This is a genomic window from uncultured Pseudophaeobacter sp. (assembly GCA_905479575.1).
In the GTDB taxonomy this organism is placed as follows: Bacteria; Pseudomonadota; Alphaproteobacteria; order Rhodobacterales; family Rhodobacteraceae; genus Pseudophaeobacter.
In genome coordinates this window covers 11,652-29,843 of sequence record CAJQNB010000046.1, presented here as the reverse complement: position 1 = coordinate 29,843, position 18,192 = coordinate 11,652, and the positions used below count along the sequence as shown (strand labels likewise).

Annotated in this window: 14 protein-coding genes; 5 read left to right on the top strand and 9 right to left on the bottom strand. The window is 58.5% G+C overall.

Translation table 11 applies throughout. The annotated features are described in order from the left end of the window. Nucleotides 1-105 precede the first annotated feature (105 nt). The 7 genes from QZ268_RS13365 to QZ268_RS13335 form a co-directional block, all read right to left on the bottom strand. Nucleotides 106-591 carry a cytochrome c-type biogenesis protein gene (locus tag QZ268_RS13365; RefSeq protein ID WP_295453479.1) on the bottom strand — a complete coding sequence of 162 codons (486 nt, stop codon included), beginning with the start codon at nucleotides 589-591 and terminating at the stop codon, nucleotides 106-108. After that, the gene (locus tag QZ268_RS13360) at nucleotides 588-2,558 is read right to left on the bottom strand and encodes a heme lyase CcmF/NrfE family subunit (RefSeq protein ID WP_295453476.1); all 1,971 of its coding nucleotides are present in this window, start codon (nucleotides 2,556-2,558) and stop codon (nucleotides 588-590) included. Before QZ268_RS13360 ends, QZ268_RS13365 begins: the two co-directional genes overlap by 4 nt. Nucleotides 2,559-2,754: 196 nt before the next feature. Further along, the gene (gene ccmE / locus QZ268_RS13355) at nucleotides 2,755-3,198 is read right to left on the bottom strand and encodes a cytochrome c maturation protein CcmE (protein ID WP_295453473.1); all 444 of its coding nucleotides are present in this window, start codon (nucleotides 3,196-3,198) and stop codon (nucleotides 2,755-2,757) included. Nucleotides 3,199-3,220: 22 nt separating this feature from the next. Continuing rightward, nucleotides 3,221-4,249 carry an N-acetyl-gamma-glutamyl-phosphate reductase gene (gene argC / locus QZ268_RS13350; RefSeq protein ID WP_295453471.1) on the bottom strand — a complete coding sequence of 343 codons (1,029 nt, stop codon included), beginning with the start codon at nucleotides 4,247-4,249 and terminating at the stop codon, nucleotides 3,221-3,223. A gap of 134 nt (nucleotides 4,250-4,383) precedes the next feature. After that, nucleotides 4,384-5,193, bottom strand: coding sequence for an aspartate/glutamate racemase family protein (locus tag QZ268_RS13345; protein ID WP_295453468.1), 810 nt, complete (start codon nucleotides 5,191-5,193; stop codon nucleotides 4,384-4,386). A gap of 23 nt (nucleotides 5,194-5,216) precedes the next feature. Next, nucleotides 5,217-6,095 (bottom strand): lysophospholipid acyltransferase family protein, encoded by an 879-nt coding sequence (locus QZ268_RS13340; RefSeq protein WP_295453466.1) that lies wholly within the window; start codon nucleotides 6,093-6,095, stop codon nucleotides 5,217-5,219. 169 nt (nucleotides 6,096-6,264) lie between these two features. Then, complete coding sequence (locus QZ268_RS13335; RefSeq protein ID WP_295453463.1) at nucleotides 6,265-9,687, bottom strand: indolepyruvate ferredoxin oxidoreductase family protein; 3,423 nt, start codon at nucleotides 9,685-9,687, stop codon at nucleotides 6,265-6,267. Between the two features lie 167 nt (nucleotides 9,688-9,854). On the opposite strand from QZ268_RS13335, the gene QZ268_RS13330 reads away from it, so the two are divergent. From QZ268_RS13330 to grxD, 4 genes are all read left to right on the top strand, one after another. Beyond that, nucleotides 9,855-10,760: a LysR family transcriptional regulator gene (locus QZ268_RS13330; RefSeq protein ID WP_295453461.1), complete on the top strand. Its 906-nt coding sequence runs from the start codon at nucleotides 9,855-9,857 to the stop codon at nucleotides 10,758-10,760. A gap of 482 nt (nucleotides 10,761-11,242) precedes the next feature. Then, nucleotides 11,243-13,408 carry a phosphoribosylformylglycinamidine synthase subunit PurL gene (gene purL / locus QZ268_RS13325; protein ID WP_295453458.1) on the top strand — a complete coding sequence of 722 codons (2,166 nt, stop codon included), beginning with the start codon at nucleotides 11,243-11,245 and terminating at the stop codon, nucleotides 13,406-13,408. A gap of 173 nt (nucleotides 13,409-13,581) precedes the next feature. Further along, entirely contained in the window at nucleotides 13,582-13,818 is a 237-nt protein-coding gene (locus QZ268_RS13320) for a BolA/IbaG family iron-sulfur metabolism protein (protein ID WP_295453455.1), read from the top strand. Nucleotides 13,819-13,935: 117 nt separating this feature from the next. Continuing rightward, nucleotides 13,936-14,298: a Grx4 family monothiol glutaredoxin gene (gene grxD, locus QZ268_RS13315; protein WP_295453453.1), complete on the top strand. Its 363-nt coding sequence runs from the start codon at nucleotides 13,936-13,938 to the stop codon at nucleotides 14,296-14,298. Between the two features lie 193 nt (nucleotides 14,299-14,491). Here the strand turns inward: grxD and QZ268_RS13310 are convergent, their stop codons facing one another. Both QZ268_RS13310 and QZ268_RS13305 read right to left on the bottom strand, forming a co-directional pair. Then, entirely contained in the window at nucleotides 14,492-14,890 is a 399-nt protein-coding gene (locus tag QZ268_RS13310; RefSeq protein ID WP_295453451.1) for a cell division protein ZapA, read from the bottom strand. Continuing rightward, nucleotides 14,890-15,666 carry a colicin transporter gene (locus tag QZ268_RS13305; protein ID WP_295453448.1) on the bottom strand — a complete coding sequence of 259 codons (777 nt, stop codon included), beginning with the start codon at nucleotides 15,664-15,666 and terminating at the stop codon, nucleotides 14,890-14,892. The genes QZ268_RS13310 and QZ268_RS13305 overlap by 1 nt, the downstream gene beginning before the upstream one ends. Before the next feature lie 277 nt (nucleotides 15,667-15,943). Between QZ268_RS13305 and tkt the strand changes: the two genes are divergently transcribed. Then, the gene (gene tkt / locus QZ268_RS13300; RefSeq protein WP_295453446.1) at nucleotides 15,944-17,965 is read left to right on the top strand and encodes a transketolase; all 2,022 of its coding nucleotides are present in this window, start codon (nucleotides 15,944-15,946) and stop codon (nucleotides 17,963-17,965) included. Nucleotides 17,966-18,192 lie beyond the last annotated feature (227 nt).

Here is an 18,192-nt window from a genome sequence, read left to right as displayed (position 1 = left end):
TGGCGGGGCGGCGATAGAGTCACCGCTTGGCGCAAGTTTATCCGCAACCGTGCCGCAAAGCAGGTAAGGCGAAAAGCCAAACCCCGCGTCACGGCAGTGAAATTGTCACTCGTCGAGAATCCGGCTCAACCGGGACTGTTCTTCATCGCTCAGCCCCTGCTCGCCCTCCTTGGACGCCCGCTCCCGCCCGCGCATATAGCCCGCAGCCACGCCCAGAGCCAATAGCAGCATCAAAGGACCAGCAGCCCAGAGCAGCCAGTTGGCGCCAGACGCGGTTGGCCGCAACAGCACGTATTCGCCATAGCGCGCAACTACAAAGTCAATCACCTCAGTGTTGCTGTCGCCCTCAACCAGGCGCTCGCGCACCAGAATGCGTAAATCGCGGGCCAGCTCTGCATTGGACTCGTCGATGTTTTCATTTCGGCAAACCAGGCAGCGCAGGTCTTTGGACAACTCCCGGGCGCGGGCCTCCAGAGCCGGGTCCGACAGGACCTCATCCGGTTGCACCGCCACAGCGGGCTGCGGCAGGGTTGCCACGGCACAAAACAAGACAAGCGCACAGGCAGAGCCCCAGGTTTTCAGGAAAGTCATTGTGCCGCCACCCCTGCTGGTTCCTTGCTGCCGCCCTGCCCTTTGGCAGCTCCGGCAGCAACGCGAAAGCGGCGGTCGCTCAGGCTGAGGAACCCACCAAGCGCCATCAACAGGCAGCCACCCCAGATCCAATTGGCCAGGGGTTTGATATAGGTGCGCACAGTCCAGCCGCCGCCTGCTTGTTGATCGCCAATGACCACATAGAGATCGCGCAGCAGTCGATAATCGATTGCTGCCTCGGTTGTGGGCATTTTGGCCACCGGATAGTTGCGCTTTTCGGGATGCATGACTGCCAGTTCGCGCCCGTCCTGGGTCACCGTGATTGTCGCCATGGTGGTAAAGTAGTTCGGCCCGCGTGTGTTCTCGACCCCGTCGAGTGTCAGCTCATATTGGCCAACGGTGAAGGGTTCACCGATCTGGGCCACGCGGATATCTTCGACATCCCAGGCGGTCAGCCCAGCAATGGCAAAGATGGTAACGCCGAGCCCGGCATGGGCGGTGGCCTTACCCCAATCCGCGCGGGGCAGACGCGTCAGCCGCCCAATGCTACCGGTGCGGCCCCATAGATCCACCAGCGCGCCAAACACCACCCAAGAGCCCAGGAACAACCCAACCGGACCAAGAGCGGACCGCCCCGACTGCATCGCCCAGGCCAACACCGCCAGGGCCACAGCCAGCACAAAGACATAGCGCAGTTTTTTGATGGTCCGGCCCAGGTTGCCGCGCTTCCACGGCAACATCGACCCGATGGGAAGGATAGCCCCCAAAAGCACCATAAATGGCGTGAAGGCGGCATTGAAGAACGGAGGGCCTACCGAGAGTTTCCGCCCAAAGGCCATTTCCGCAACGATGGGCCAAAGAGTGCCAAAGAACACCACAAAGCAGCCAACTGCCAGCAGTATGTTATTGGCCACCAACGCGCCTTCGCGGCTGACCAGTCCAAACACACCTCTGGCCTGCATGGCTTGGGCACGGGCCGCAAACAACGTCAGCGCCCCGCCGGTAAAGAAGGCCAGGATGAACAGAATGAAAATCCCGCGCTCGGCATCATTGGCAAAGGCATGCACCGAGGTCAAAAGTCCCGAGCGCACGATGAATGTCCCGACCAGCGAAAAGCCAAAGGCAAGGATTGCCAGCAGGATGGTCCAGCTTTTTAGGGACTCACGTTTTTCCACCACGATTGCCGAATGCAGCAGTGCAGCCGCCAGCAGCCAGGGCATAAAGGAGGCGTTTTCAACCGGATCCCAGAACCAGAAACCGCCCCAGCCGAGCTCGTAATAGGCCCACCAGCTGCCAAGCGCGATGCCAATGGTCAAGAAGATCCAGGCCGCCAGCGTCCAAGGGCGCACCCAGCGCGCCCAGGCAGCGTCAACGCGGCCTTCGATCAGCGCCGCGACCGCAAAGGAAAAGGCCATCGAGAGGCCCACATAGCCCAGGTACAAAAACGGCGGATGAAAGGCGAGCCCCGGATCCTGCAGCAGCGGATTCAGATCCTGGCCGTCAAAGGGCGGCACAGCGAGACGCAGGAACGGGTTGGACGTAAACAGAATAAAGGCAAAGAACGCCACTCCGATAGCAGCCTGTACTGCCAGAACGCGGGCCTTCAAGGTCTGCGGCAAGCCACCTCCGAACACCGAGGCCACCGCGCCAAACAAGGCAACAATCAGCACCCAGAGCAGCATCGAGCCCTCATGGTTGCCCCATGTTCCCGAGATTTTATACAGCATCGGTTTGGCGGAATGGCTGTTCAGCATCACCAGCCGCAACGAGAAATCCGAGGTCACAAAGGCCCAGACCAGGGCCCCAAAGGCAAAGGCGGTAAAAAAGAACTGCGCCTGTGCAGCGGGTTCGGCCACGGCCATCCAGCCGGGCCAGCGTTTATGGGCACCAATCAGTGGAACTACCATTTGAACAATGGCAACCATGAAGGCGAGGATGAGGGCGAAATGTCCGAGCTCTGTAATCATGACTATGTCTATAGTCTTTACCGCGAAGCGGGCCAATGGGAAAACCCGCGTCCAGCCGCCGCAGCCCCTTCACTTTTGGGCAGAATTCAGCCCAGCAAACAAAAGCCCCCAAAGAGCAGTGCTCTGAGGGGGCAATTTGCCAAGTTTTCAAAGGCCAGCAGATCTGCCGCAGGCTTTGGGATTCAGGTGCCTGCCTTTACGATTCAGGCACCTGATAGACCCCCTGCTCCTTCAAGGCGTCAACAACCTCTCTGGGCATGTAGGTCTCATCGTGCTTGGCCAGAATCTCAGAGGCTTCAAAGACACCATTTACGTATTTGCCAGTGCCAACCATGCCTTGATTTTCTTCAAACAGATCCGGCAACACACCGGTGAAGGTCACCGGCACCGTGGCGCCCCCATCGGTCACCGAAAAGATAACAGCCTCACCCTGGCCGCGCTTCAGGCTGCCCTCTTCAACCAGACCGCCAATACGAAAGACCTCGCTTGGCGACGGTGGGGCTTCGGTCACCTGGCTGGGCGAGCGGAAATAATTGATCCCATCCCGCATCGCATAGCCAATCAGCACAGAGGACACCACCAAAGCAAGGGCCGCAAGGGCGATGACCTGGATCCGGCGCTGTTTCTTGAGGTTCTTCATCCTATGGGCCTTTCGAAGGGGGTCACGGGAACAGAGGGGCCATCATCAGCCCTGCGGTCTCTTCTTCACCTAGCATCAGATTGGCATTCTGCAAGGCCTGGCCGCTGCTACCTTTTGTCAGGTTATCCAGCGCCGCAAAGACAATTGCACGGCCTTCGATCCGATCCGCGGCCACGCCGATATGACAGAAGTTGGAGCCGCGCACGTGATGGGTGCTGGGCGCCTCGCCAAAGGGCAGCACTTCAATGAAGGGCTCATCCTTGTAGGCGGTCACCAAGGCCTGATGGATCGCCTGGGCATCGCCTTTGACATAGACGGTGGCCAGAATGCCCCGGTTGGTGGGCACCAGATGCGGGGTGAACTGCACCTTGACCGGACGGCCCGCAAGCGCGGAAAACTCCTGGTCAAATTCCCCCAGATGCCGGTGGGTGCTACCAATGGCATAGGCGTTGTAGCCCTCGCTCAGCTCCGCATGCAGCAGGTTTTCCTTGAGCGCCCGACCGGCGCCAGAGACAGCGCATTTCAAATCAAGGATGATCTCGTCCAGATCAATCAGCCTGCCCGAAATCAGCGGACGCAGCGCAAACTGGCCCGTGGCCGCATTGCAGCCGGTGCCGGCCACCAGCCGCGCCGATTTGATCTCTTCGCGGTAAAATTCGCTGAGGCCATAGACCGCCTCTTCTTGCTGTTCCAGCGCCGCATGGGCATTGCCATACCATTTTTCATATTCTGCCGGATCCCGCAGCCTGAAATCAGCAGACAGATCCACAATCTTTAGCGTCTTTGGCAGCGCTGCGATGACTTCCTGGCTGGTTTTATGCGGCAGAGCGCAGAAACACAGATCAATATCAGAGAAATCAATTTCACTGATTTTACAAAGCACTGGCAGCGACATGTGACGCAGATGCGGGAACACCTGAGCCATGCTCAGCCCTGCCTTCCGCTCCGCCGCCAGGGCTGCGATTTCGATGTTTGGATGGTTCGCAATCAGCCGAACCAGCTCTGCGCCAGTATAGCCGCTGGCACCAAGAATTGCCACTTTATGGGTCATATCAGACCTCGCATTCTGAATGTGTATTTGGGTTTCATGCCACGGCATGAAACGGAACCTAGAAGAAAAATCGCGCACTGTCCTTGCGCCAGATCATCGGGCGATGTTGAGCCATCTCCCTGATCCGGCAGCTGTCAGGCCGCTTGAAAGCGGATTTCTCGTCGGAGAAACTGCGTCGCCCGATCACTTACACGTACCGGATCTCCGGTGGTGAAATAGCCGCCTGTGCCCGCCCCGATCATATTCGGGTGGCGCTCAAGATAATCCGCCAGACTGTCGGCCACCAGATTGCCCTGGCTAAAGACCTTGACCTCTGCACCCAGCGCGGCCTGGAACTCTTTTTCCATCAGCGGGTAATGGGTACAGCCCAAAATCGCGGCCTGCGGTTGCGGCATCTTGCGCTTCAGGGCATCCACATGGCTGCGCACCAGCGCCTCGGCCAGGATCATGTCGCCGTCTTCGATGGCATCGACAATGCCGCCGCAGGCCTGGGCCTCTACGTCGACACCGATGGCGCGAAAGGCCAGTTCCCGCTGAAAGGCGCGGCTGGACACGGTGGCAGGTGTGGCAAAAAGCGCCACATGTTTCACCGCAACCTCGCGCGGCGGGCTGTTGTCGCCCCATTGCCGCTCGGTCATGGCTTCGATCAAGGGCACAAAGACGCCCAGCACCCGCTTACCTTCAGGCAAGCCCTCTTCCTGCATCCGGCGCAGCGCAGCGGCAGAGGCGGTATTGCAGGCCAAGATCACCAGATCACAGCCCTTGGACCACATATCCGCAACAGCGGCTTTGGTCAGGTTGTAAATATCCTCAGCGTCGCGCACACCATAGGGCGCGCGGGCGCTATCCGCATAATACAGAAAATCCACATCCGGCAGACGGGATTGGGCAGCTTTCAAAACGGTGAGCCCGCCCAGACCGGAATCAAAGATACCTACAGCCATAATCTCTCTTTCAGGCCTGAGTGTCAGGCGCGATGTTTCTCCTCAAACTCAAACCCATAGTCATAGGATTTGAGCGGCTTCGGAGACAGCTCATACGTGGCTTTGCGCAGGAAATCCATCATTCCTTTTGTATCCTTTGCCAGCGGCGTCAGGATATCGCGGGTGATGGGTTCACCAATCACCACTTTGACCGGGGTATCGACGCGTTTTTTGAACTCTTTGATCAACAGCCCCATCCGCAGGGTCGAATGCAGATGGCTGGCAATCTGAAACAGCCGCGAGGTATGGCCTTCAAAAAACACCGGCACCACCACCGCGTCGGATTTGGCAATCATCCGGGCGGTAAAGCCACGCCAACCGGGATCCATCGGGTGGGAAAATGGCGTCGCTGCGGTTGAAACAGTGCCGCCGGGAAAGATGCCGATGGCCCCACCCTGCCCCAGATACTCCAGCGCCTCGCGTCGGGTTTGCAGATTGTCGCGCATGGCCTCTTTGGTGGTATCAAAGGAGACCGGCAGGATGGCTTTGTTCAGATCCTCGGCCTTGCGAAAGACCTGATGCGCCAGGATGCGGAAATCGCCGCGGGTTTCGGCCAGGATATGCCCCATCATCAAGCCATCAAGAATACCATAGGGATGATTGGCGATCAGGATAACGGGTTTGTCCGTAGGAATATTATCCAGACTGCCACGGCTCACATCCAGGGTCAGACCGTAGCGCTCCGCCATCACGCTCCAGAAATTGCGCCCCTCCGCCAGATCGCGTTCATAACCATCCGCCCGTTTGATCAGGTTCAGCCGCCCGGTGCTGTTTTCCAGCAACCGGATCATCGTCCGTCCAGGACCGGACCCGGCGGAATGGGCGTAGGAAATATCACGGGCGATATGGCGGGCAGAGGTCAAAGGGAAACTCCGAAACAGAGGTGCAGCAGTTTAGCTGGGATGTAAGACAGTCTCATAACAGGGAGATGACAAAGGAGAGAAGACACCAAAGGAGAAAGGGGGCGCAACCCAATCGGTCACGCCCCCTTTTGATGTCCCACCTTGCAAGCCCCTAAAGGCGAAGGGGCGTTTACTCGGCCGCGTCCTTTACCGGATCACCGGCCTGTTGCAGTGCAATCAGCAGCTCCTCACGGCGTTTGGCGGCCTTGGCTTCGCTTTCCAGTTTGACCGGACCAAAGCCACGGATCTGCAAGGGCAGCTCTGCCAGCGCAATCAGCGGCTCCAGGGTCGAGGCATCTGCCTTGGGCAGCCATTGCTTCATGTCACGCTCATACTGCTTGATCAGCGCCCGCTCCATTTTGCGCTCTGCGGTGTAGCCAAACACATCCAGCGGCGTGTTGCGCAGCGGTTTCATCTTGGCCAGCAGACGCAGCCAGCGGGTCATGCCAGGGCCGAATTTGCGCTTTTGCGGGCGACCATTGACCGTCTTGCCGCCAAAGATCGGCGGCGCCAGATTGTAAGAGACCTTCAGATCGCCTTCAAACTCAGCCGCCAGTTTTTCATGGCTCGACAGCAGCAGTCGGGCAACTTCGTATTCGTCCTTATAGGCCAACAGCTTGTGATAGCCCTTTGCCACCGCCTCCTTGAGCTGCTTGTCAGCAATCCCGTCCAAAAGCTTGGCGTAGCGCTTGGCCAGGCCAGTGCCCTGATAGGCCAACAGTTGATCGCTGCGGAAAGCAATGATCTCCTCGAGGGATTTTGGCATCTGCACCACATTGGCAGGTTTGGAGACCTTGGCGGCCTCGGCAGGGTCGACAATGGCCCAACGGCCGATTTCAAAGGCACGCAGATTGCGGTCTACCGCCGCGCCGTTCAGGGTAATGGCCTCGACAATCGCGGCATGGCTCACCGGGATCAGCCCCTGCTGCCAGGCAGCGCCAAAGACCATCATGTTCGAGAAGATCGAATCCCCCATGGTGGCACGGGCCAACTCGGACGCGTCAAACAGCGACAGATCATCCCGCAGCCGCGCCTGAAGCGCGACCTGCAAGCGGTCTGTTGGCAGTTGGAAATTGGTGTCGCGGGTAAAGTCACCGGTGATGATTTCATGGCTGTTAACGACGCCGCCGGTCTGGCCGGTTTTCATCAACCCAATGGTTTTGGCCCCGGCGCTCACCACCAGATCGCCGCCGATCAGCGCATGGGCCTCGCCGGTGGCGACGCGAATGGCGCTGATATCTTCGGGACGTTTGGCAAGGCGGCAATGGATATGCACCGCGCCGCCTTTTTGGGCGAGCCCGGCCATTTCCATCATGCCAGCGCCCAGGCCATCAATCTGCGCCGCCTGGGCCAGCACCGCGCCAATGGTCACAACACCAGTGCCACCAACCCCGGTGATCACCACGTTATGGGTACCGTCAATTTCGGGCAGTTTGGGCTCAGGCAGGTCAGGCAGCTGCACATCAGCGGTGGCTTCCTTGCGGATCTTGGCGCCTTCAACCGTGAGGAACGAGGGGCAAAAGCCGTTGACGCAAGAGAAATCCTTGTTGCAGGAGCTTTGATCAATCGCCCGCTTGCGGCCCAGTTCGGTCTCTTTTGGCACAATCGACACGCAGTTGGACTGAACACCACAATCGCCGCAGCCTTCGCAGACATCCGGGTTGATAAAGACCCGCTGATCGGGATCCGGGAACAGGCCGCGCTTGCGACGGCGGCGCTTTTCGGCGGCACAGGTCTGGATGTAGATGATGCCCGAGACACCCTCGACCTCTGCAAACTCCTTTTGGACCGTCATCAGCTCGGCACGTTCATACATGCGCATGCCGGCCGGGAACAGCTTGGCGTCCACATCTTCTTTGTCGTCATAAACCACCGCAATGGTCTTCATGCCCATGGCTTTCAGCTCATGTGCGATCTGATGCGCGGTCAACCCGCCTTCGGCCTGCTGGCCGCCGGTCATGGCAACCGCATCATTAAACAGAATTTTGTAAGTGATATTAGTGCCTTCAGCCAGAGCAGCCCGAATAGCCTGAACGCCTGAGTGATTGTAGGTGCCATCGCCAAGGTTCTGGAACACATGTTTGCGATTGGAAAACGGCGCTTCGCCAATCCAGTTGGCGCCTTCTGCACCCATATGGGTAAAGCCCGTGGTCTCGCGGTCCATCCACTGCACCATGAAGTGACAGCCAATGCCGGCATAGGCGCGGCTGCCTTCGGGCAGTTTGGTAGAGGAGTTATGGGGGCAGCCCGAGCAGAAATAGGGCAAACGCGCGGCGATTTCTTCGGCATTGTCGGCGCGCTTGGCATCCTCTAGCGCCGCCAGACCCGCCTTGACCGCTTCGGTGTCGCGGCCTTCCTCGATCAGAATACCGCCGAGTTTTTCAGCGATCATGATCGGATCAAGCGCGTATTTGGTTGGGAACAGTTCTTCGCGGTTGGGGGTGCCAACGCCGCCCTTGTACCAGCCATAGACACGACGCCCACGCCGATCATCAAAGATTGCCTCTTTGATCTGCACCTCGATCAGTTTGCGTTTTTCTTCAACAACCACAATCAAATCAAGACCTTCTGCCCAGGCGTTAAAGCCCCTTACATCCATCGGCCAGGTCTGCCCCACCTTGTAGGTGGTGATGCCCAGGCGTTCGGCCATGGGTTCATCAATGTTGAGCAGCGACAGGGCATGAACCAGATCAAGCCAGTTTTTACCCGCAGCTACAAAGCCGATCTTGGCGCCGGGTTTGCCCCAGACGCGTTTGTCCATCTTATTGGCATGGCTAAAGGCTTCGGCGGCAAAGCGTTTGTGGTCAATGATCCGGTCTTCCTGCTGGAAGCGATCATCCGCCAGACGTATATTCAGCCCCCCTTCGGGCATCTCAAAATCTGGCCAGACAAGCTGCACCCGATCCGGGTCGCCGTCGACAACCGAAGTCACCTCGATGGTGTCCTTCATCGTCTTCAGCCCCACCCAAAGCCCGGAAAATCGGCTCAACTCGTAGCCATAAATACCGTAATCCAGGATTTCCTGCACGCCAGCGGGGCTGACGATGGGCAGATAGCAATCCAGCAACGACCATTCGGACTGGTGCAACACGGTGGAGCTTTCGCCGGTGTGGTCATCGCCCATAGCCACCAGCACACCACCGTTTTTCGAGGTGCCGGCCATGTTGGCGTGACGGAAGGCATCACCCGAGCGGTCCACCCCAGGTCCCTTGCCGTACCACAGGCCAAAGACACCGTCATATTTGCCCTCATCACGAATTTCTGCCTGCTGTGCACCCCAAAGCGCGGTGACAGCCAGATCTTCGTTGAGACCATATTGGAAGGTCACATCAGATTCAGTGAGCTGTTTTTGCGCCCGCTCCATCTGCATGTCCACCGCCCCCAGCGGTGAGCCACGATACCCCGTCACCAGACCCGCCGTATTCAGGCCGGCCGCCGTGTCGCGGGCCTTTTGCATCATCATCAGACGGACAAGTGCCTGCGTCCCATTTAGCATAACGGGCGACTTGCTCAGGTCATATTTGTCATTCAGTGAAATCTTTTGCGTGCTCATCCGGTCCTCCCAACCAAAAACTAGCTTGCAGTGCTTGACCCAGTAATAGGTCACAATTACTGACCTGTATAGGCAGTTTTTTTACTTTTCCCTCGCGTCCCCATGGTAAATTGATAAAAAGCTATAATTTCATGTAGTCTATTAGCGACTGATCGAAAGAGACGGATATGGATTGGGATAAGCTCAGAATTTTTCATGCAGTGGCCGATGCAGGCAGCCTGACCCATGCCGGGGATAAGCTGAATCTGTCCCAGTCAGCGGTCAGCCGACAGGTGCGCGCGCTAGAAGAAAGCCTAAACGCCACCCTGTTTCACCGTCATGCGCGGGGGTTGATTCTGACCGAACAGGGGGAGCTGCTGTTTGATGCCACCAAATCCATGTCAGCACGGCTGGAGGCGGCATCGGCGCGCATTCGCGACAGCGAGGAAGAGGTCTTTGGCGAGTTGCGTGTCACCACCACCTTTGGCTTTGGCACCCTTTGGCTGGCGCCCCGCTTGACCAAGCTGTTTGAACAATACCCAAATCTGAAAATCGATCTCATGCTCGAAGAACGGGTACTGGACCTGCCAATGCGCGAGGCCGATGTTGCCATTCGCATGAAAGAGCCAAGCCAGGCCGATCTGGTACGCAAACGCCTGATGACCGTGCAAATGAAACTCTATGCCTCTCGCAAATATCTGGACCTGAATGGCGCGCCAGAAACCGCAGAAGACATCAAGGAGCATCGGCTGATCTGTCAGAATCAAAGGTCCGCCCAGGTGGGGTCAGCATCGATTTTGGTTCAGAGCCTGCTGACCCACAATCCCGGCTCCCTGCTCACCGTGAACAACTATTTTGGGGTCTTGCAGGGCGTTTTGCATGATCTCGGGATTGGGATTCTGCCAGACTACGTCACCGAGGACTTTCCTGATCTGGTGGAAGTTTTCCCCAATGAGGAAAACAATGGCGTCCCGGTCTATTTGGCCTACCCAGAAGAATTGCGCCATTCGCAGCGCGTGTCGGCCTTTCGCGACTTTGTCCAGACCGAGATCATGGCCCACCGCAAACATATGAAAGAACTGGGCAAATTATAGCGGTTTTGCAACCGGGCCGGAGCCTGCCCATAAGCCATGCAAAAAGCGCATAGCGGCAATGTCATCGGACCCGTGCGAAACATCTTGAAGGGTCAGCATCATAACCCTAAATGGAGCGCATGAAGACGAGGCGAGAGCCTCACTTCATACCTCCCTGTTGGACTTCGGCCGAGCTTAGTGCTCGGCCTTTTTTTTACCTCTACAGCTGTTACCCTCGGCTCTGGCCTGTGCAAGCGCAGAGCCCAACAAAGATCGCCGCCTCACCCAAATCGCCTGAAATTTGTGCACTACTCTTTGGGGTCCGCATAATCTCTGGGCGCCGTCATAAAGGCACAGCCCCTGGCCCATTGCCCCAGCCACCGCCCGCCAAATAGCGCCCTGAGCCATTCAGACGCGATTTCCCAATGAGATACCCCCTTCCCCATCAGGCTGGCATGCTCTAAAAGCCGCCTCAGTAGCACCATGGGGGGCCATATCGCGCCATGCAAGAACCAGCCATTACATCCGAACTGATCGCAAGCCACGGCTTGAACGCCGAAGAATACGACATGATCCTCGAGATCATCGGGCGCGAACCCAGCTTCACCGAACTTGGCATCTTCTCGGCCATGTGGAACGAGCACTGCTCTTACAAGTCTTCCAAGAAATGGCTGCGCACCCTGCCCACGGACGGCCCACAGGTCATCTGTGGCCCGGGTGAGAACGCCGGCATCGTCGATATTGGCGATGGCGACGCGGTGGTGTTCAAAATGGAAAGCCACAACCACCCCTCTTATATCGAACCCTATCAGGGGGCGGCGACGGGTGTTGGCGGTATCCTGCGCGATGTCTTTACCATGGGCGCGCGCCCCGTGGCCTCGATGAACTCGCTGTCCTTTGGCGAGCCCTCCCACCACAAGACCCGTCAGCTGGTCAACGGTGTGGTTGAGGGCATCGGCGGCTATGGCAACTGCTTTGGCGTGCCCTGCGTCGGCGGCGAAGTCCGGTTCCACCCGGCCTATAACGGCAACTGTCTGGTCAATGCCTTTGCGGCGGGCCTGGCGAAAACTGACAGTATTTTCTACTCCGCCGCGTCTGGCGTTGGCATGCCGGTGGTCTACCTCGGCGCCAAGACCGGCCGCGACGGCGTTGGCGGCGCCACCATGGCCTCTGCCGAATTTGACGACACCATTGAGGAAAAACGCCCCACCGTTCAGGTTGGCGATCCTTTCACCGAGAAACGTCTGATGGAGGCGACGCTGGAGCTGATGCAGACCGGCGCGGTGATCTCGATCCAGGATATGGGCGCTGCGGGTCTGACCTGCTCGGCGGTGGAAATGGGCGACAAGGGCAAGCTGGGGATCAAACTGAACCTCGAAGATGTGCCCCAGCGCGAAGAAAACATGACCGCCTACGAGATGATGCTCTCGGAAAGCCAGGAACGCATGTTGATGGTGCTAAAGCCTGAAAAAGAGGCCGAAGCCCGTGCGGTGTTTGAAAAATGGGACCTGGATTTTGCCATCGTCGGCGAAACCATCGCTGAGGATCGCTTCCTCATCCTGCACAATGGTGAGGTCAAGGCCGATCTGGTGCTGTCCAAACTCGCCTCCACCGCGCCTGAATATGACCGCCCCTGGGTGGCCACTCCGGCGGCAGAGCCGCTGACAGATGCGGATGTGCCCACCATTGATCCCATTGACGGGCTGAAGGCGCTGCTGACCTCGCCCAACTATGCCGGCAAACAGTGGGTCTATGAGCAATATGACACCACAGTCATGGGCGACACTGCCCGCCGCCCCGGCGTTGGCTCCGGCATTATCCGCGTGCATGGCTCCGACAAACGTCTGGCCTTCACCTCGGATGTAACCCCGCGCTACGTCAAGGCAAACCCGGTTGAGGGGGGCAAACAGGCAGTAGCCGAGGCCTATCGCAACCTCACAGCAGTTGGCGCCAAGCCATTGGCAACAACTGACAACCTGAACTTTGGCAATCCGGAAAAGCCCGAAATCATGGGCCAGTTTGTTGGTGCCATTCAGGGCATTGGTGAGGCCGTGGCAGCACTGGATATGCCCATCGTGTCGGGCAATGTCTCGCTCTATAATGAAACCGACGGTCAGGGCATCTTGCCAACGCCAACCATTGGCGCCGTTGGCCTGATTGCTGCGGGCGAAGAGGCCATCACCGGCCAAGCCCGTGACGGCCATATTGCGCTGCTAATCGGCGAAACCCAGGGTCATCTGGGCCAATCTGCCCTGCTGGCAGAGGTCTTTAACCGCGAAGATGGCGATGCCCCTGCAGTGGATCTGGAAGCGGAAAAGCGCAACGGTGAATTCATCCGTGCCAACCGCGAGCTGATCAAGGCCTGTACCGACCTCAGCGATGGCGGTCTGGCGCTGGCGGCGTTTGAGCTGGCCGAAGAAGCAGGTGTTGGCGTCCATATCGACGCAGGCGACACCCCGACCCTGTTTGGCGAAGATCAGGCGCGCTACCTGGTGGCCTGCAACTTTGACCAGGCCGAAGGGTTGATGCTGGCGGCTGGCCAGGCAGGTGTGACCCTGACCACTGTTGGCCGCTTTACTGGCGACTGCGTCAAAATTGGTGGCTCCGAAGCGCCGCTGGCTGAATTGCAAGAGGTCTTCCGGGCCGGTTTTGCCGAGGCCGTAGCCTAAGCTCCCCCTCGATAGACCTACATCCTTTCAAAGGCGCGCATATCGGCGCGCCTTTGTGCGTATATCCGACCAGCCGCCGCCTCATTTGTGCTGATCGTAGGCACCTTGAGTGCTTGCACTACACCCACGGCCACCCTAAGTTTCAAGCAAGACCAAAGCCAAGGATCCCCCCTATGCCAATGCAAGCTCAAGAAATCGAAGACCTCCTGCGCCAGACCTTCCCGGATGCGGACATCCAGGTCGCAGGCCAGGACGGCGTGCATATGTCCGCCATGGTGATTGACGAGAGCTTTCGCGGCAAAAACCGGGTGCAGCAACAACGCGCGGTCTATGCCGCGCTCAAGGGTAAAATGGATGGCTCCAACGGCGAGCTTCACGCCCTTGCGCTAACCACAAAGGCGCCTGAGTGAGCACAATCTTGATCGTCATTGCTGCTCTGGCAGTGCTGGTGGTCTGGATTTATTTTGCACTCGAGCCATATATCGAACAAGACCGCGACAGGCGGAACTGCCGAAAGGAAAAGACAGATGAGCGACGCACAGACCCGCATCGACGAAACCGTAAAAGCCAATGACGTTGTGCTCTTCATGAAGGGCAACAAGGACATGCCCCAGTGCGGGTTTTCCTCGCGCGTGGCAGGCGTGCTGAACTACATCGGCGTGGACTACACCGATGTAAACGTGCTGGCCGACGAAGAAATCCGTTCGGGTATCAAGGAATATTCCGACTGGCCCACCATTCCGCAGCTCTACATCAAGGGTGAGTTTGTCGGCGGTTGTGACATCATCACCGAGATGACGCTGTCCGGTGAGTTGGACGGTATGTTTGCCGACAATGAAATCGCCTTTGACAAAGACGCCGCAGACAAAATCCGCGAAGCCAACGGCTAAACGGCAACCCACCCGGCCCGCATGTTCCTATTTAGGGCCGGGATCTGCACAGATAGAAAAGCCCCTTCCGGCAGATACCGGAAGGGGCTTTTTGTTGGTTTCAAGACATTTCCCCTAATCACCCAGGTCCCTATTCACCCAGGCCCACACAAATTCACGGGGGCTGCCCATGTTCACCTAACGCAGCCCTGGTTTATTCGGCTGCGGTTTTTTCTTCGATCTGTTGCGCCAAAGATTCGGCGCGGGCCGCCAGTTCGGCCAGGGCTTCGGGCACTTGTGGCGGCACCACTGGCACCTCGATGCGCTCGGGCTCTGGGGCGGGGGTGTTTTTCAACGCCTCCAGTTCCGCAACACGTTCTGCCAGTTCGGCCTCAACTTCTTTAATGCGATCCTCGACGGCGGCGGTTTTATCGGCCAGCATCAGACCGGCCATCAACAACATCCGCGCCTCTGGCATGCGGCCAATCTGGTCCGACAAAACCTGGGCTTCGTCATCCAGCATCTTGGCGGCGGAATGCAGATAGCTTTCTTCGCCCAACTGGCAGGAGACTTCGAATCCACGTCCACCGATATGAATGGTTACTTCTGGCATCAGGCTTCCTCCCCTTCCGGCAGATTTTGTTCTGGCAGGGTTTGTGCGCTGGCCAACAGCGGTTCCAGCTTGGCAAGCACCGCATTCACCTGCGCCTGATCATTGGCCTGGGCCGCGCGCAGGGCGTCATTGGTGCTGCGTAGTTCATCATTGGCAAGGCGCAGCTCATCCAGCTGAGCCTGAAATTCATGTTCCTTGGGCACCACAGCTGCCGCGGCCTGGGCTTCGGCCAGCTGTGCTTTCAGCGCGATCATTTCCGCCGCAAGCGCCGCGTGATCCACCACGTCCCCCAGATCACCGGCGGCCTCCCCAGAGCCCTGCTCAAGCTGGGACATCAGCTGTTGATTGGCTGCTTTCAAGTCCGAGAGTTCGGTCTCCAGCGCTTCTTTTTCTGCGGCCAGACCGTTGCCTGTGCTTTCCAGCTCCCCCTTCAATCGGGTGATCTCCAGCTTCAAGGCATCCTTTTCATCGGTATTCCCGACCTCATTGCGGAGCAGTTCCAGCTCTGCCTGCAGCGCTTCCATGTCACCATTGTCGGCAGCCGGAGAAGCCTGCTCTGCCTCTTTGAGGCGGCTGTGCAGGATTTTCACCCGTTCCTCAAGCTGGGAATTGGCGGTTTTTTCTTCCTCCAGGGCCTGCTCCAGATCGGAATTATCCGCAGCGACCCGGGCGTCTTCTGTGGCCTTGGCGCGGGCCTGTTCCAGTTGTTCAACCCCGGCGCCGATCCGCGCCATGGCGGCCTGAATTCTACCCTGCAACTCTTCGATCTGCGTCATGCCTGTCCCTCACCCCTCATCACTTCTGCTGGTGTCTGCCTCTGTGTCCTGTGCGACGTCCTGTGCCACACCCGCTACCTGCCCGCGCGAATCGCTTTACGCGCGTCACATTGCCAACAGCTTAACGAAGTCAGGAGTAAAACACCCCCTCTTTGCTTTCAAGCACTTGCAGTCATGACTTCGCCTACATGGCGGGGAATGGCGCAGAAAGCTTGATCTTTGGGCTGTCACTGCTATTGAGCGGCTAACCAGCCTGGTAACCCAAAGGAAAACTTCAGTGGATCTGACAGCCCTGCGCACCGCCAACCCCGACCATTGGAACAAGGCCGCCGCCATTCGCGCGCTCGCCCTTGACGCCGTCGCCGCCGCCAACTCTGGCCACACAGGCATGCCCATCGGCATGGCCGATGTCGCCACCGTGCTGTTTGAAAAGCACCTGAAATTTGATGTCGCAGCCCCCCAGTGGCCAGACCGTGATCGCTTCATCCTTTCTGCCGGCCACGGCTCGATGCTGATCTACTCGCTTTTGTACCTCTGCGGTGACAAACAGGTGACACTGGACCAGATCAAGAATTTCCGCCAGATGGGCGCGCTGACGGCCGGCCATCCGGAAAACTTCCTGCTCGACGCAGTTGAAACCACCACTGGCCCCCTGGGTCAGGGTATTTCCAATGCCGTAGGCTTTGCCATGGCCGAAGAAATGCAGCGCGCCCAATATGGCCGCAAGATCGTTGATCACCACACCTATGTCATCGCCGGCGACGGCTGCCTGATGGAAGGCATCAGCCAAGAGGCCATCGGCCTGGCTGGCCGTCATTCGCTGGGTAAGCTGATTGTTCTGTGGGACAACAACAACATCACCATCGACGGCACGGTTGAGCTGTCGGATCGCACCAACCAGGTGCAGCGCTTCCGCGCCTCTGGCTGGCAGGTGATCGAGATCGACGGCCATGACCCTGTTGCCATCGACGAGGCGCTGACAGCGGCGAAGAAATCGAAGAAACCTTCGATGATCGCCTGCAAAACCCATATCGCCCTGGGCCATGCGGCACAGGATACCTCCAAGGGCCACGGCGCGCTCACCGACGCCGATCAGATGGCTGCCGCCAAGGCGGCCTATGGCTGGACAACCGGCCCGTTTGAGGTTCCTGCTGATATCAAATCCCAATGGGAAGCCATCGGCGCCCGTGGCGCGACAGAACGTGCCGCTTGGGACGCCCGCTTTGCCGAGGTGTCGCAGCAGAAACAGGACCGGTTCAACCGCGCCTATGCGCTGGACGCCCCCAAGAAGCTGTCGGCCACCATCAAGGCGCTGAAAAAGCAGGTGTCGGAACAGCAGCCAAAGGTTGCCACACGCAAGGCCTCTGAAATGGCGCTGGAAGTGATCAACCCGATCATGCACGAAACCGTTGGTGGCTCGGCTGATCTGACCGGATCCAACAATACCAAAACCGGCGATCTGGGCGTCTTTGACACCGATAACCGCAAGGGTCGCTATGTCTATTGGGGCATCCGCGAGCACGGCATGGCCGCCGCAATGAACGGCATGGTGCTGCACGGCGGTATCCGCGCTTATGGCGGCACCTTCTTCTGCTTCACCGACTATGCTCGCCCCGCCATGCGTCTGGCGGCGCTGTCCAAGATCCCGACAGTGTTTGTGATGACCCACGACAGCATCGGCGTTGGCGAAGATGGCCCAACCCACCAGCCGGTTGAGCATCTGGCAATCTGCCGCGCCACACCAAACACCTATGTGTTCCGCCCCGCGGACGCGGTTGAGGCGGCTGAGGCCTGGGAAGTGGCCCTCACCGAGAAGGACACCCCTTCGGTGATGACCCTGACCCGTCAGAACCTGCCGACCCTGCGGACCGAGCACAAGCTGAGCAACCTCACCTCCAAAGGCGCCTATGTGCTGGCCGAAGCGGAAGGCAAGCGTCAGGCGATCCTCATCGCCACCGGCTCTGAGGTGTCATTGGCGATGGAAGCCAAGGCCAAGCTGGAAGCGGAAGGCATCGGCACCCGCGTTGTATCCATGCCCTGCATGGAGCTGTTCGCCGCCCAGGATGAAGCCTACCGCCGCAAAGTGCTGCCCGCAGGCCCGGTACGGGTCGGCATCGAGGCCGCAATGCGTGCCGGCGGCTGGGATCGCTGGCTGATGGGCGAACGCGGCCAGGACAAAAAGGCTGGCTTTATCGGTATGGACCGCTTTGGCGCCTCTGCCCCAGCTGGTGAGTTGTTCGAAAAATTCGGCATCACCGCCGAGGCCACCGTCGCCAAGGTAAAAGAACTGCTGGGCTAAAGTTCAGCCATAATTGAAATAGAAAAGGGCACCTACCTGGGTGCCCTTTTTTCTTAAAGGTGGACGCAATACAGGCCGTGTTTTCAAGAAACTACCGTTTCTGAACAAAAGGATAGGAAGCGAAGCATCCGCCCCGTCGGGTGGTTTCCCCCCTGCCTAAGCCGTGCTTTGGCCATTGGCGAACCGCTCAATAATCGGTGATTTAGGGCCGCAAACACTCTCTCAAC

Coding starts and splice junctions, on each gene's coding strand:
- QZ268_RS13365 (WP_295453479.1), bottom strand. CDS start 591: ATGACTTTCCTGAAAACCTGGGGCTCTGCCTGTGCGCTTGTCTTGTTT.
- QZ268_RS13360 (WP_295453476.1), bottom strand. CDS start 2,558: ATGATTACAGAGCTCGGACATTTCGCCCTCATCCTCGCCTTCATGGTT.
- ccmE (WP_295453473.1), bottom strand. CDS start 3,198: ATGAAGAACCTCAAGAAACAGCGCCGGATCCAGGTCATCGCCCTTGCG.
- argC (WP_295453471.1), bottom strand. CDS start 4,249: ATGACCCATAAAGTGGCAATTCTTGGTGCCAGCGGCTATACTGGCGCA.
- QZ268_RS13345 (WP_295453468.1), bottom strand. CDS start 5,193: ATGGCTGTAGGTATCTTTGATTCCGGTCTGGGCGGGCTCACCGTTTTG.
- QZ268_RS13335 (WP_295453463.1), bottom strand. CDS start 9,687: ATGAGCACGCAAAAGATTTCACTGAATGACAAATATGACCTGAGCAAG.
- QZ268_RS13330 (WP_295453461.1), top strand. CDS start 9,855: ATGGATTGGGATAAGCTCAGAATTTTTCATGCAGTGGCCGATGCAGGC.
- purL (WP_295453458.1), top strand. CDS start 11,243: ATGCAAGAACCAGCCATTACATCCGAACTGATCGCAAGCCACGGCTTG.
- QZ268_RS13320 (WP_295453455.1), top strand. CDS start 13,582: ATGCCAATGCAAGCTCAAGAAATCGAAGACCTCCTGCGCCAGACCTTC.
- grxD (WP_295453453.1), top strand. CDS start 13,936: ATGAGCGACGCACAGACCCGCATCGACGAAACCGTAAAAGCCAATGAC.
- QZ268_RS13310 (WP_295453451.1), bottom strand. CDS start 14,890: ATGCCAGAAGTAACCATTCATATCGGTGGACGTGGATTCGAAGTCTCC.
- QZ268_RS13305 (WP_295453448.1), bottom strand. CDS start 15,666: ATGACGCAGATCGAAGAGTTGCAGGGTAGAATTCAGGCCGCCATGGCG.